The organism is Nostoc sp. DedQUE02 (assembly GCF_034531035.1).
Lineage (GTDB): Bacteria > Cyanobacteriota > Cyanobacteriia > Cyanobacteriales > Nostocaceae > Nostoc.
Genome location: NZ_JAVRBY020000060.1, coordinates 26,377 through 40,836, shown reverse-complemented (window position 1 = coordinate 40,836; position 14,460 = coordinate 26,377). Strand labels below are relative to the sequence as shown.

Here is a 14,460-nt window from a genome sequence, read left to right as displayed (position 1 = left end):
CCTATGGGTCAGCCACTTTATATAGTACATAAATACTATAAAATAGCGATCACGCTGTGCCAGTTGCGTAAGTCCTGCAAAAGCCAAATTTCCGAAGATTTAACAACGTGTGCGGCTTTCTCTTAAACCTAAACTGTTCCTTACCAGAGAAGAAAAGCAAGAATGAAAGCCTCTCTCCCACATAGGGAGAGTTTGGCACAGAAAGTCAATCACACTCTATTTTCCCAAATAAGCTTCTAGAACTTTGGGATTAGTTTGAATTTCTGCTGGCGTACCGTCAGCTAAATTTTGCCCTTCAGCAAGTACCCAAACACGATCGCACAAAGACATAACCACATCCATATTGTGTTCGATAATCAAAAAGGTCATTCCGTCTTGACGGTTCCAAGTGATAATGCGATCGCAAATATCATCAATCAGTTTCGGATTCACCCCAGCCGCCGGTTCATCCAACAAAATCAACTTGGGATTAGTCATCAACGCCCGCCCCATTTCCAGCAGCTTGCGTTGTCCACCAGACAAGCCACCAGCATAATCGTGTGCTTTTTTGGCCAAGCCTACAGATTCTAATAAAAACATTGCCCGCTCTTGCAGCTGCTTTTCTTCCTTCGCGACAACGTGCGGTTGCAACTGCACCTGCCAAAAATTTTCGCCCGTTTGTTTTTGCGCCGCCAGCAGCATATTTTCTAACACCGATAACCGCGAGAGAGTTCGTGCAACCTGAAAAGTGCGGATTACCCCCTGCTGGGCGATTTGATATGGTTGCAAATTGTGAATCGGTTCGCCGTCAAAAATCACTCGTCCCTTATCTGGGCGGATGAAGTTTGAGAGTAAATTAAATAAAGTAGTTTTACCAGCACCATTGGGGCCAATCAAGCCCGTAATGCTGCCTTTAGCAACTTCGATTCTGGCCTCATTAACTGCTTTGACACCACCAAAGCTTTTAGAAAGTCCAGTGGCTGCCAAAAGGGGAAGTGGGGATGAATAATTATTTACCAAGGGTGAGTTCCTCTTTTTTCCCTAAGATACCTTGAGGACGCCAAATCATCAGTACCATCAAAATTAATCCGATTACCATGATCCGAAATGCGCCCAAACGTGCTTCATCAAGGGAAACGATTCTGGGTAAGACTTCTCGCGTTAACGCATCGTAAGCAAAGAAAATTACTGCACCTAAGATTGTGCCAACATTATTCCCAGAACCGCCTAAAATCACCATAATCCAAGTGTCAAAGGTGATCTGCGGTTGAAAATTATCAGGGTAAATGGCTCCCAGTTGCCAAGCGAAGAAAGCACCAGCGATACCCGCGATCGCACCCCCTAACATCAGAGATTGTAATTTATACCAAAAAACATTTTTTCCCAGCGCTTTGGGAATTTCTTCATCTTCGCGGATGGCTTTGAGAATTCTACCCCAAGGCGATCGCACCAAAATTTCTAAGCGCCAGTATACAAATGCTAAAACCAGCAGCAACACCAGCATTAAACCCGCTTTTGGGTTGTAGTTATACAGTCCGATTACCCCAGAAATATAAATCGCTGTCGCCAAAATTGCTAACACAATTCCCACACCCAAACGCGATGCGAATTCTTGCTTGCTAGTCATTCTTTTTCCCAAATCAGTAGTCCGAGATATTTGGGTGGTGCGAATCCATCGCCATAAGGTAAAAAAAGTTACAGCAGCAAGTAGCGTTAACAACCCAATCATCACAAATTTGACAAACAAATTCGGCTCTGTGGATAGGGGTATGGGATAACTTTGGACACCAAACGCCCCAGAAATCCAGGTGTCACCCACAGGTAATTCCTGGTTATTCACCACCAAACGAATTAATTCCCCTGTACCAATAGTGACAATTGACAGATAATCTTCCCGCAAGCGTAGAGTTGCAAAACCAATTACCAAACCTAACAAGGTGGCGACAATTGCCCCGGCTAGTGCTGATATCAGTAGGGGTACGCCCTTTACGCTTAACAATACGGTTGTATATGCCCCCAGAGTCATGAAAGCAATATGACCAAAGTTAATTAGCCCAGTAAAGCCCCACTGCAAATTGAGTCCTAGTGCGAAGAGAGCGAAAAGTGCTGTAGAAATTGCTAAGAAAATGAGATAGTCAACCATATTAAATTTATTTGGGAATTGGGCACTTGTACTGAGCGTAGTCGAAGTATTGGGAATTGGGCACTTGTACTGAGTTTCGACTACGCGGTAATCGAGCGACTTGCACTGAGCGGCGTCGTTGGCGCAGCCTCTCCGACAGGAGAAGTGAGTCGAGATTCAACTACCGCGTAGTCGTTGGCGCAGCCTCTCGTAGAGAAGTATTGGGCATTGGGCATTGGGCATTGGCATAGTTATTCTCCTTGTCTCCCCTGCCCCTCTGCCCCTCGCGGCGGGCGAATAAATTTTAGCGTAGCTTGAGCGTAGCTAATTTTATGGGAATACTATTTATTGTTGGTGTTTGGTGGTAGGGAATAATTAACGTATGAATTTGTTGCGACTTAGAATGCATCATTTAATCGAGCAGTTAGCCGATGACGATTTGCAAGGCATTTGGAACGTTCTCGAAGCTTTACATTGTGACTTTTATATGCTTAAAGCGATACAACAAGTTAAGCGATCGCAGCAACCGTGGGATATCTTAACCCATGAGGAAGCGGTAAGACTGTTGATGTTTTTTTAATTCAGCAGCGCTTTCTTTTCTAGTGCCAGTGACCCCGAAAGTTTTGGTTAAGGTAACGCCTAGTGAGTCTGGAAATGCGCTATGCCAGGTCTTTTTTACTAGACCTGAAGAATTTAGAGCCTGCCGCCTACGAGCGGGTGCATGATTTTGTTTTTATTGAGTTAGCCCAAAAGTGGCAACTGACTGATTTAAAAGAACTGCGACAGCTTGATAGTGAAGGCATTTTTCACCGTTTTACCCTTGATAATTATCTGATTGGTATAGAAATTCGGGGTGAAATTGTGAAATTTCTGCGTGTCATTCCTATGCCAGATGTTTAAAGTCAAGAGTCAAGGGAACACTGAAAACTGTAAACTGTATAAGGCTAGGCAGGGATCGCTATAACCTTCCATTAAACTGGTTTTTGAAAAACACTTTATTTGAGATTTCCCTATGGATGCTAGGGCACTTTGGCAACGATACCAAAACTGGTTATATTTCCACGAGGGATTAGGACTGTACTTAGATATAAGTCGAATTCGGTTCGATGATGCCTTTGTGGAATCGTTGCAGCCGAAGTTTGACAAGGCGTTTGCGGATATGGCTCAACTAGAGAAGGGTGCGATCGCAAATCCTGACGAGAACCGTATGGTTGGACATTACTGGCTGCGAAATCCTGATTTAGCGCCAGCTCCAGAACTTACACAAGAAATTGTCCAAACCCTAGAACAAATCGAAGCCTTTGCCGAAAAAGTCCAAACAGGTGCTATTCATCCTCCCAGAGCAAACCGCTTCACGGATATTATCTCCATTGGCATTGGTGGTTCCGCCCTCGGCCCCCAATTCGTCGCAGAAGCTCTCGCTCCTGATTTCCCGCCCCTGAAAATTCACTTTATCGATAACAACGATCCGGCAGGTATTGATCGCGTTCTCAATCATCTACGAAATAGCCTCGCCAGCACTTTGGTATTGGTGATCTCCAAATCTGGAGGAACACCGGAACCTCGTAACGGCATGATTGAAGTTAAAAAAGCCTACGCTGGAAATAATTTGGAGTTTGCTCAGTATGCAGTAGCTATTACCAGCGTTGATAGCAACCTCGATAAACTAGCCAAAGACGAAGGTTGGCTGGCCAGATTTCCCATGTATGACTGGGTAGGAGGACGCACCTCAGAAATGTCTGCTGTAGGGCTAGTACCCGCCGCATTGCAAGGCATTGATGTTCGCGCCATGCTAGATGGTGCAAAAGAGATGGATGACGCTACCCGCGTCCCAGATGTGAAAAACAACCCAGCAGCCTTACTCGCTTTATCTTGGTACTTTGCTGGTAACGGAAAAGGCGAAAAAGATATGGTTGTCCTACCTTACAAGGACAGCTTATTTTTATTCAGTCGCTATTTGCAACAGCTGGTGATGGAATCCTTGGGCAAGGAAAAAGACTTAGACGGCAACGTTGTCCATCAAGGCATCGCCGTTTATGGCAACAAAGGCTCAACAGATCAACACGCTTACGTCCAGCAGTTACGCGAGGGTGTAGCGAATTTCTTTGCTACCTTCATCGAAGTGTTGGAAGATCGTCAAGGCCCATCCACTGAAATAGATCCAGGAGTTACATCAGGCGATTATCTTTCCGGTTTTCTTCAAGGAACCCGACAAGCGCTTTATGAAAATCACCGCGATTCGATTACAGTCACCATTCCCCAAGTTAACCCCCGAACTGTAGGGGCATTAATTGCTTTGTATGAGCGTGCTGTTGGTTTATATGCTAGTTTGGTCAACATCAACGCCTACCATCAACCAGGTGTAGAAGCTGGCAAAAAAGCTGCTGCCTCCATTCTCGATTTGCAAACACGAGTCGTAGCAGTGCTACAAAAAGAAAAAACTCCCCTTTCTCTTGACGAACTTGCCGAAAAGGCAGGCGCATCAGAGCAAGTTGAGGCAATTTACAAGATTTTGCGTCATATCCATGCCAATCAGCGAGGTATCGTTTTGCAAGGTGATCTTCACAAACCCGGTAGTTTAAAGATTTCTGCTAGCTGATAGCTCTAGTTTAAGTATCACATTTTGGACAAAATTGTTGTATCAGCAACAATTTTTCGTGAAGCATCCTAGATAGAAGATATATCTTCCGTCTAGGATGCTTCACTGTATAATTCGTGATTTAGAGTATATCCTCATTTAAATTGCAGCATTTTCATGGTACTAAAAGCTGCAAACCCTCCCCCTTGTTCCCTGCGATCTCAATGTGCTTTCTTATATGCTTAACAGCTTATGCACCCTGTAGCTTTTTAATGTCAGCAACTCTGGTTGCTTCTGGCGTGGATTTACAAGGATATTTAAAAATCCTCTTAATTAAGAATTAAGAATTACTACTTACCAAGAGGCGTTGATTAAAATAGCTCTTGGGTAGGAAACAGCGATCAAGTAAAAAAGGATTGTTGGTATCTCCAGATAATAAATTACCCGGCTTCTCTATATGACAGAATGGTGGCACAATTCCCCAGTCTTCCGCCAGCCAAATCCAGTATCCGATTTCAATTCTGCCGTAGTTTGAACCTGTGAGAATCTCTCCAACACTATTGTTAATGGATACTAATTCTGACGATGATTTGATTTCGATTAACAACCAAGCTAACTCTTCTATAGAAAAGTAATAGCCATTCTCGGCAGCTACGTTGACGAATTGCTGCGGATCTTTAGCAATGAGCAATTCTTCTTTGAGTGATGGTGTTTTTTGGGCAAAATCAAAAAGATCCCAAATTTGTCTCCTTGTAATTAGAAACCAGGCAAGTTCTTCGGCAGTCAAATTGTACCCATTTTCTATTGCCAACTTTAGAAACGGCTCAAGGCTAGCAGTTTCTGCTAATTGACTTTTCAATTGGAAAGTTTGCTCTACTAACGATAAAAAATCAACAATCTTTTGCCATGTAACTGTGTCAAACCCTCTATTGATTTTTATTTTTTCTTTCCAATAAATGTATTTATCTTCTTTAAGAAAGAAATTCCAAATTTGATAATACATGGGTCATCTTGCCTAAGTTTTAAACTTGATAGAGGTTTGTAATTAATTAACTCCAGTGTAGTAAGTATAATGTGTTTCTTCGACAGTACTAAATCACTTATCTAATGTAAATGAAGTTACACAGTAGATAAGTATAAGAGTTTTGTAAGGTTTATCACAAAGAATAATCTATACTGAGAGAAAAAACGAAAGATTGCGATGCCTACGCTCGTTATTTATTCTCATAAAATAAAATTAAGTCAATAGATAGTATTAATTATTCATGAATTAACTACACAGAATTGCACTTCTGTTATTTTTAAACGAACCATAGAGGCGGAGAGAACGCAGAGGTAAGAAAAGAGATATATTTTGCTATCTTTAGTTAATAAGTAAATCGCCAAGAAAGTAAAAGCGATCGCTTTTATCTTCTTGTAAAATAAAGTTAAGGCAGCATTCATAAATGGGTTAATTATTATGACTGAATCAACGGCAAAAGAACCCGCACGTCGAGGCAGAATTTTTCCAGAACGTACTTTATCACCAGAAGAACTTGCTAGACGCAAAGCTGAAGATGAGGTATTTTATCAGCGCTGTCGGAACATTTTTGACCGTGTACGCCCCGATTTTATTCAAGAACACTATGGCTGGTATATTGCTGTGGAGCCAAATAGTGGTGATTATTTGATTGATGCAGATAAAATGCAAGCTCACAAAAAAGCCCTTGAAAAATACCCAAATACTGACCACTGTGTTTTTTGTCTGAATGAAACAGGAACCACTGGTAGAATATGATTCAGGGTAATTTTGGAGAAAAGGGGCAACTATTTTTTGAAGTTGAGTTAATAACTTATGATGAATTAAATTTGCCTGTATATGCTATGTTAGATTCTGGTTTTACAGGCTTTCTGGCTATTAACAAACAAGATTTAGAGAGTCTGAACTGGGCTTATATTGGTAAGGAAACTTTGCGAACTGCACAAGGTGAAACCTTGTTTGAAATATACTTAGGAAAGTTGATATTAAACCAACAAGAGTATAAAACTCCTGTTTATGCAGGAGATGAAATTATAGAAGTTTTATTAGGTTCAGAGTGGCTAAAAATTCTGCCGTTGATAGTTAATTATCAGGCTGATATATTAACTTTTGGTTAACTGTGATGCCTACGGATGTCTACGCCTATACATTTCACCTACTTTCAAACGAACCGCATTCGCGCAGCGTCTTGTTAGAGAAGAGCGCAAAGAGCGCGAAGGTAAGAAAAGAGATATATTTTACTATCTTTAGTTAAGAGGTAAGTTGCGGAGAAAGTAAAAGCGATCGCTATTCCAATCGCTACCTTTTATTCTTCCTAAATAGCCTGTTAAGGGTGAAGAAAGTTCTATCAGAATTTCGTGCATTTCTGCTGTTTCTATTGGCTGTGGCGGATGTGAGCCGAAATACGCACCATGTAAAGCTTCAACACCAGCAGATTTTATCCCTGAGTTTTCTAAATAGTTTTTGACAAGCTGGATAACGTGCGATCGCAATTTAATCTCTTTCTCAGCTTTATCAATATATTCATCAATTTTATAGTCAATTTGCCCAGGTTCTAGATATTGCTGTAATTCGACTAAATTAATAGCACCTGGATATTTTGCTTTGAATTCAACTAGCTTTTGTAGAGTCATTACATTTATAATACTGATTTTTGATATTTCAGCAGATTTTTTTAAATTTTTAGTCGGTTTACCTGGGCCAATAATTAACCTTACAGCTTGGAGATAATTTTCTTTTAGATGCCTTCTACCAATCCTATCTAATTCTTCTACTGCACGATCGGGAATGCTTTTACCTGCTTTACATTCACAAACAAGAGGATAAGGCTGTGAGCAATATAAGTCTAAGCCACCTGCACCGCCTTTGTAGTTCTCTTCAACTTTGAATCCTAAAAAATCAAGGCTACGGCGTGCGATGATTTCAAAGTCTGTACCAGCTTCATGGTTAGTTTTTTTATCCTCTAGCTCAATGCTGCGATCGCCCAATGCTGCAATATCATTTATCCAAGCTAAATTTGGATCGGGTTGCTTAATTAGCTTGTCACTACTCCAACCTAAAAATACTTTGATATCGTCGTCTAATTGTTTAGCTGCTGGTTGGCTAATGGTTAAGGATGCGATCGCACTCTGCAATTCTTCCAATTCAGGATGTAGTGGGGGTTCTAGCTTTTCTAACTGGTGTTTGCGTTGGGCGAAGGTGTGATCGTTTAATACTGGTAAATCAACAGATACCTTCAAAGGATCAGGTAAACCTATAAACTGGCTTTGTGGATTCACAGGTATTTTAATTGGCTGAGATAACAAATAGACACGCAAATAAGCAAGAAAGATATGCTTCCTTTGCAGCAGAATTTCTTGTAATCCTTTTGTTGTCCAAATATTTAATTGTGACAAAGCTTTTAACGATTCTGAATTATTTAAGATTTGGCACAGTTCACACTTACCCCAAGATTGAATCCAGACTGTTTCAGAACTTATTTGAGTAATAGCTTTCTGTGTAACCGTCAAGAAATTTGATTTGTAGTATTGTTCATTAGGTAACACATTGGTTGAGCTTTCAGACGCACAGAGAGCAAAGGAACGCCCCGGATGAATAAATGTCCGGGGTAGAGCTATGATTATTCGACCCTGTAGCAAACCTTCAACATCGGGAGAAGGTAGACATAAGGCAGTATTGAGCAAAATTAGATTACTCATAAACCAAGTTTAACAATTAAATTATCAAGCATAGCGTCTAGCTCTTTCGTTACATTTGGATTTTGTATAGGCTGAGTTTCAACAACACATTCTTCATTTATTAAGCCACTGGGAATTTGACCAGATGGATAACTTAAAATTTCACGTATCAAGTAGTTATCAACTGCAATTTTGTGTTTAACTATAAACTGAGAAATTTCCTCTTCACTAATTTCATAATCTTTGCAAGCTTGCTGAACAAATAAAATTGCTAAAAGAGGCTTAATATCCTCAATACTAAGCTTTACAAATTCTCCTCCTAGATTTTTAGACAGTAGTTCATCTAAATGTTCTTTTCCTTTAGTATTAGGTTTCACTTCTTTGGCACGAATTAAGCAGCCACGAGTCATATCAAATGTTTTATAATCTATTAATCTTCTCAATGCAGCACTTACAAATCTATTGCTAGATTCTTGTACAACTGCTACGACTATTTTGACAACTCTTCCATCTTCCTTACCAATAATTCTAAAGTTAAGGTAGCCTTTATCTACATTTTTGACTATAACTTCTTCAACGTCATCAATTTTTACTCTCTCTACAGTTTCGCCTTTCAGAGTTGATAAACAAAAACTTATAGATTTAGCTATGGTACTACTGTCTTCAAAGTAATTGTCTATTGTATTATCAAGTGCTGTAAGTTCTTTATTAAAAGCTTTTTCAATTTTATGTAGTGGATCTACTTGCACCAGTGGTACACCCGGCAAATTCCAATTATTTGTACACCACTGTAAAACCTTTCTAACTATTGGTTTTTCTTTACCAAGCTCTCGTAAATTATTCTCATCAAAAGGATAGACAGGATGAGGTGGAGTTAAGTTATTCGTATCATAAAAATCTTTCAGCCAGTGCGAAACAAGAGTTACTACATCATCACTATTAAGATGCCTTAAATCAAATTTCTTTTCACCAATTCTATCAATAACTGAATCTGCTTGTGGTACAACTTTAACTTGTTGCGTCCAAGTTTCATCGAACATAGCTAGAATTAAGACTCCACGTTTAATTTTGCTATATATATCTTTTGCAAACAGAGCAATAACCTGTGCCCTCGTAAAACCTTGCTCATTACAATTGACGCTTTCTAACTCATCAAAGCAGATGACTATTGTCCTGTAATCACCAATTAAGTCTAGAATTTGACATACTGTTTGGAATGCTTCAGCTTCTTTATCGTCTTGACTAGTATTTGGTAATCCCATAGAGTCAGCTTGTGACTGTGCTAAGTCTCTGCCAGCAAGCCAATTAATTGCAAATGAAACTTTATCTAAAGAAAGTGTCCATAGGATAGCCTGAATCAAATAAGGATTTTCAATATTTGACTTAAGTTTCAGTACTTTAGCAGTCAAAGCATCAACGATTTTGGGATGTTGAGCTAAAACCCCAGGAAATCGCTTCATTAACTCTTGAGGAGTGTAGCTTGACTTATATACCTCATTGACTAAAGTAGTTGCGATCTCTTGCCATTGCATCACATTTTGATTACAAGTCTGTTTTAGACTAGATGCCAATGTGTTTAAAAATTTAGAATGTATTTTGTTTGAGTCACCATAATCAACTTCGCTCATATAGACAAAAAAACTATCACCTTCATCCTGAATATGGTGGCGAATCCGACTCATTAAGTGACTTTTACCTAATCCTTTTTCAGCTTTAATAGTTATACCAATAACTGAACGTTTTCCTGTGCTAATTTGCTCTATTGCCTGATAAACAGCATCTGATGCATGAGCATTTATGGAAGGAACATCAGGAAAAGTTTTGTTCCAGATATCATAATTTCTGACTACTAATGATCTATCAAATGGGTTATGGCTTGTAATAGCTTTGTTGATGTCTGAGTATGAAGAGAAAGAATTAATCATGATTGTGCATCTTCTGAAAATAATTACTGAGAAATAAAAGGGGAAAAAATCGAGAAACTTAGTTTAAAAATTGAGGCGTTTAGCATAACAGCGTAATCCACTGACTTTAGTAGTAATGGAATCTTCAATCTTGTCGGGGGCGCTATCTTCTATGCTTCCACCCTGAAGTTGCAAAATGTCCTTCTCCTGAATTTCTAGCAGCCATGTGTTGAAATCTTCACGACTAACTCGATCGCCTATTTCTCTCCTGATACGATAAATTGGGACAAGATCATCCAGGTTGTAGTTTTGGTTAAGCTTGTCGTATACTTCCAACGCCACAGATTTAAACTCGTCGTAAGATGCGATTCCTTCAGAAAGCTTCACTAACCCACCTTTAACCCCATTAACTGGTACATCTGCACTAACTACCGCAACATCAATCTGACTAATCCACTTCACCAATGCATTCGCCACCCAAGTGCTAACAGTTGTCCCTTCAAACTTAAACTCGCCACTTCTCAAACCCTCACCCAATACCTCTAAACCCTTGGGAGATGTCAGAGAATATCCTTTTTTGGAGATTGCGATCGCACCCTGATTCTGCAATTCTTCAAATAAACCCTGATAATCTGCCGCCTTCTGGCTTTTGGATACAATTCGCTTAGTGAGTTGACCCTTCTTAACTTCCTGCTGCGTTCCTCCCAAATCCCACAAAGCCAAAAGGACACGAGTGCTAGTTTGGGCAGTATTTTTTGATGTCATATTTAATCTATTTTTTGGCAAAGATCATCATAGTAGCTGTATCTTTTTAATTTATTTATCCAGAAAAAATAACCGAGAAATTGCTGAATATTTGGGCGTTTCAGCTAAATTGATTAATCAAAAATGAATAATATATTTCTTTGGGATGAATGCAGTTTCTCTCAAAGGCAGGATGGAAGACTTGAAAAAACCGCTCATCATAAAAGTGAAATGCTGTAGCTGGTGCAGTTACAAATTAAGTGAAATATGTTTTTTCAATCCCAGGTGAAATAACAGGATTTCCAACTTGGTTTTTGCAACAGCGAGGCTTTTAGCAAATACAGGTGATGAAGAAATCCAATGAACACAATATATAAAGAACGTAAAATAGTTTCGCGTCTATTTGCAGTGCTACTTTCGGCATTGCTAATGGTACCCTTGCTAAGTAGCTGCGGAGGCGGTTCCCAAAAAGCCTCAGCACCACCACCTGTTGATGATACCGTTGGTAGAACAGTCAGCGATCGCCAAACCGAAGCTAAAAAGGGCTTATCTACAGGACAAAAAGTTGCGATTTTGGCAGGTGCTGCGGGACTTTATTACCTCTACAACCAACACAAGAATGCTCCCCAAGAAGGAGCGCAAGGTAAATACTATCTCTCTAAGAACGGGCGTGTATACTACCGCGATGCTGAACATCGCGCTCATTGGGTAACTCCACCAGCAGAAGGAATTCGAGTACCAGAATCTGAAGCACAACAATATCGCCAATTCCAAGGTTATAACAGGAGTTCTACAGGTCGCGATCTAAGTGGCATAACTTCATCCGCAGCACCAGCACTCTAGATAGCAAAGCGTGTGTAAATCTAAGCGGGTTTCCCCGAAGGATAACGCCTCGCGCACGTCGGAAACACGAACTTAAATCAGGAGACAGATCATGGTAGATGACTTTTTGCGAAAGGCGAAGGATCTTTTCTTTGGAGGAAACAGCGATCAAGCTGAAGATGCTGAATTCCGCGACCGCAATGTCCGCCCAGCCAGCGAAGATCCATACGGCGATCCCGCAGACCCAGCATCTTACGGTAACGTTATTCCAGCCAGTCAAGACCCCTACGGCGATCCTGGAGATGTCTCGTCTTACGGCAACGTTATTCCAGCCAGTCAAGACCCCTACGGCGATCCTGGAGATATCTCGTCTTACGGCAACGTTCGCCCAGCTAGTGAAGACCCTTACGGCGACCCCGCAGACCAAGGGGAGTTTGGTAACGTCCGTCCAGCCAGCGAAGATCCCTACGGCGACCCCGCAGACGAGGATTACCGCCGTTAACCCCAAACCTAACCTCTGAGTAAGCTTTCCTAGTAGGGAACGAATGGCAGAAATTCAAAGCCTCTCGCCTAAAAGAGGAAAAGCTTGAAATTGAGGTTGTCTAGACTCGGTGAAAAATAATAAATTTTGGAATAACTAACAAAAAAGGCATTAGGATTTGAACCTAGTGCCTTTTGTTTTTGCAATCACCGCAAAGTTGCGAAAAAGTCAAACAATCTCGCATTCAAATACTGAATTAACCTGAGTTCCACGAATCTCTCCCTACCTTAAACTTTTCCCTTCTCCGACTCGGAGAGGGACGGTTTTACGTAGTAAAACCAGGGAGAGGTTTCTTGATTACGAATTACCAATTCCACAATTTCTGTTTTCTCAACAAGAATCCAGAGTCAGAATAAATGCTCAATTTTGAATTCTGACTCCTGAATTCTTCTTTATTATTTAAACTCTTCCAGTTGATCTACACGTAACCAAATATTTGGTGTCGGCACTTTCCCAAACTTAATCAGGGCGTAATCACCTTTGATATCGACAATTTCGCCCTTGCTGTCAAACAAATAAGGAGGAAAGCGAGTATCACTGGCTTTTGCTTCTAGACTGTTTTCCAGTTTCTCGCGGATAGCGCGAACCATATCTCCCTTTTTAACTGCCATGAATTCCTCTCTCAAATTTCTAGATTGTTTTATCTGCATTTTAGGAGAATTCCGAATTAGAAGTAAAAATTCCTAACTCATAACTCCTAACTCCTAACTCCCGATAGCGTTTGACACTCAGAGCAAAAATGACTAGATCGCCCAGCTAGCCTAATCCGTTGAATTGGCATACCACAAACTCGACAGGGTTCTCCAGCGCGATTATAAACCCAGGCAACACCACCATAATTGCCGTTGACACCCTGAACACTTAAGAAATTACTAAAAGTTGTACCGCCAGCCTGAATGCTGGTTTCTAAAACTTGAATTATGGCTGTTCGCAAACGCTCAATTTGCTTTAGCTGCAAATCTATACACAAAGTTTCAGGTAAAATTCCACTCTTAAACAATGCCTCATCAGCATAAATATTACCTAATCCCGCCACCACCGACTGATCCAGTAGCGCAGTCTTAATCGGACGGCGGCGATTTTTGAGTTTGCTTGCTAGATATTCAACAGTGAATTCAGGCGAAAATGGATCTGCTGCCAGTTTTGCTAAACCAGTGATAATACTTTCTACAGCAACACCAGGCGGAACCCACCAAATTTTACCGAAGGTACGCTGATCGACAAAACGCAATTCCTGTTGATCCCCAAAGAATAATCTAACCCGCGTGTGCTTATGTAATGGTTCATCTCGATGCAGCCATAGTAGTTGACCGGTCATTCGCAGATGAACCCCTAGCCAACTTGTGGAAGAGGGGGAGGAGAGTTCGGCAAGCAGATATTTACCGCGACGATGCCAAGTAGCGATGGCTGCGCCAACCCCTCCGGGGTACGCATTTTTTTTAATTCCATCAACAAACTCACCAACAGAAAACGGGTAGGCGATGGTGCGATCGAGCAACACATCTCCACCCGTGATTTCTTGGCTGAGGGTCAATTGATTTAGACCCCTTCGGACTGTTTCAACTTCAGGCAGTTCAGGCATTCAAGCTGAGTTAAGCAAGCAATTGTGATGTATTTGAGGGATTAAGGAAGAAGAGATAGGGTAGTAACTTACATACCCGTAAGTGGGTTGTATTAGTACCCAAAAGAAACCGTAAATACCCGCAGGGCGGCTTCTTGTAGATTAGGGTAGGCTAGTACGAAGAATGAATGAACTGAAATTTTCAGACTTCATAACTTCAGACTTAAGACTACCCTTCATCATCGCATCAAACAACCCCCTTGTAGCTTTGCTGCTATTTTTTAGGTGCTTTAGCCTTTGGTGCTTCAACCTCGACTAATTCATCCTGGGCAAAGTTGTTGGTATTGATACCAGAGTAATTGACCTTTTCAAAGCGGACAATTACAGGGTATTTGATGCCGCTTTGGTCAATGGAAGCCACAGTTCCTAGATCCTGAAACCAGTAGGATTCAGGGCGGAGAATACGTACTTTAGAACCACGTTGAACCATGATTATTTTCCCTTTTAGTTATC

Annotated in this window: 16 protein-coding genes; 7 read left to right on the top strand and 9 right to left on the bottom strand. The window is 40.8% G+C overall.

The genetic code is table 11. The features are described 5' to 3' along the window. Positions 1–216: 216 nt before the first annotated feature. The gene (locus RMX98_RS29660; protein ID WP_322681810.1) at positions 217–999 is read right to left on the bottom strand and encodes an ABC transporter ATP-binding protein; all 783 of its coding nucleotides are present in this window, start codon (positions 997–999) and stop codon (positions 217–219) included. Beyond that, complete coding sequence (locus RMX98_RS29655; RefSeq protein ID WP_322681811.1) at positions 989–2,122, bottom strand: branched-chain amino acid ABC transporter permease; 1,134 nt, start codon at positions 2,120–2,122, stop codon at positions 989–991. The genes RMX98_RS29660 and RMX98_RS29655 overlap by 11 nt, the downstream gene beginning before the upstream one ends. A 361-nt stretch (positions 2,123–2,483) precedes the next feature. On the opposite strand from RMX98_RS29655, the gene RMX98_RS29650 reads away from it, so the two are divergent. From RMX98_RS29650 to RMX98_RS29640, 3 genes are all read left to right on the top strand, one after another. Next, the gene (locus RMX98_RS29650; RefSeq protein ID WP_322681812.1) at positions 2,484–2,681 is read left to right on the top strand and encodes a hypothetical protein; all 198 of its coding nucleotides are present in this window, start codon (positions 2,484–2,486) and stop codon (positions 2,679–2,681) included. 62 nt (positions 2,682–2,743) lie between these two features. Next, positions 2,744–3,001, top strand: a complete 258-nt coding sequence (locus tag RMX98_RS29645; RefSeq protein ID WP_099102182.1) for a cytotoxic translational repressor of toxin-antitoxin stability system — start codon at positions 2,744–2,746, stop codon at positions 2,999–3,001. Between the two features lie 112 nt (positions 3,002–3,113). Then, a complete protein-coding gene (locus tag RMX98_RS29640) occupies positions 3,114–4,700 on the top strand; it encodes a glucose-6-phosphate isomerase (protein ID WP_322681813.1) in 1,587 nt (528 codons plus the stop codon). A 319-nt stretch (positions 4,701–5,019) separates the two neighbouring features. Here the strand turns inward: RMX98_RS29640 and RMX98_RS29635 are convergent, their stop codons facing one another. Continuing rightward, on the bottom strand, positions 5,020–5,682 hold the full coding sequence (locus RMX98_RS29635) for a Nif11-like leader peptide family natural product precursor (protein WP_322681814.1): 663 nt from the start codon (positions 5,680–5,682) through the stop codon (positions 5,020–5,022). 456 nt (positions 5,683–6,138) lie between these two features. Between RMX98_RS29635 and RMX98_RS29630 the strand changes: the two genes are divergently transcribed. Further along, a complete protein-coding gene (locus RMX98_RS29630; RefSeq protein WP_322681815.1) occupies positions 6,139–6,456 on the top strand; it encodes a hypothetical protein in 318 nt (105 codons plus the stop codon). Next, a complete protein-coding gene (locus RMX98_RS29625) occupies positions 6,453–6,815 on the top strand; it encodes an aspartyl protease (RefSeq protein ID WP_322681816.1) in 363 nt (120 codons plus the stop codon). The genes RMX98_RS29630 and RMX98_RS29625 overlap by 4 nt, the downstream gene beginning before the upstream one ends. A gap of 129 nt (positions 6,816–6,944) precedes the next feature. Here RMX98_RS29625 and RMX98_RS29620 read toward each other — a convergent pair whose 3' ends face one another. From RMX98_RS29620 to RMX98_RS29610, 3 genes are all read right to left on the bottom strand, one after another. Beyond that, positions 6,945–8,396: a DUF1802 family protein gene (locus tag RMX98_RS29620; protein WP_322681817.1), complete on the bottom strand. Its 1,452-nt coding sequence runs from the start codon at positions 8,394–8,396 to the stop codon at positions 6,945–6,947. Beyond that, entirely contained in the window at positions 8,393–10,300 is a 1,908-nt protein-coding gene (locus tag RMX98_RS29615; protein WP_322681818.1) for a P-loop NTPase fold protein, read from the bottom strand. Before RMX98_RS29615 ends, RMX98_RS29620 begins: the two co-directional genes overlap by 4 nt. Before the next feature lie 63 nt (positions 10,301–10,363). Further along, on the bottom strand, positions 10,364–11,044 hold the full coding sequence (locus RMX98_RS29610; protein ID WP_322681819.1) for a hypothetical protein: 681 nt from the start codon (positions 11,042–11,044) through the stop codon (positions 10,364–10,366). Positions 11,045–11,383: 339 nt separating this feature from the next. On the opposite strand from RMX98_RS29610, the gene RMX98_RS29605 reads away from it, so the two are divergent. Both RMX98_RS29605 and RMX98_RS29600 read left to right on the top strand, forming a co-directional pair. Beyond that, on the top strand, positions 11,384–11,866 hold the full coding sequence (locus RMX98_RS29605; RefSeq protein WP_322681820.1) for a hypothetical protein: 483 nt from the start codon (positions 11,384–11,386) through the stop codon (positions 11,864–11,866). Positions 11,867–11,957: 91 nt separating this feature from the next. Continuing rightward, positions 11,958–12,347 carry a translation initiation factor gene (locus RMX98_RS29600; RefSeq protein WP_409881743.1) on the top strand — a complete coding sequence of 130 codons (390 nt, stop codon included), beginning with the start codon at positions 11,958–11,960 and terminating at the stop codon, positions 12,345–12,347. 434 nt (positions 12,348–12,781) lie between these two features. On the opposite strand, the gene RMX98_RS29595 is transcribed toward RMX98_RS29600, so the two are convergent. The 3 genes from RMX98_RS29595 to RMX98_RS29585 form a co-directional block, all read right to left on the bottom strand. Continuing rightward, a complete protein-coding gene (locus tag RMX98_RS29595) occupies positions 12,782–12,997 on the bottom strand; it encodes an NAD(P)H-quinone oxidoreductase subunit O (protein ID WP_322681822.1) in 216 nt (71 codons plus the stop codon). An 86-nt stretch (positions 12,998–13,083) separates the two neighbouring features. After that, the gene (locus tag RMX98_RS29590) at positions 13,084–13,968 is read right to left on the bottom strand and encodes a DNA-formamidopyrimidine glycosylase (RefSeq protein ID WP_322681823.1); all 885 of its coding nucleotides are present in this window, start codon (positions 13,966–13,968) and stop codon (positions 13,084–13,086) included. Positions 13,969–14,221: 253 nt separating this feature from the next. After that, positions 14,222–14,437: a photosystem I reaction center subunit IV gene (locus RMX98_RS29585; RefSeq protein WP_094349537.1), complete on the bottom strand. Its 216-nt coding sequence runs from the start codon at positions 14,435–14,437 to the stop codon at positions 14,222–14,224. Positions 14,438–14,460 lie beyond the last annotated feature (23 nt).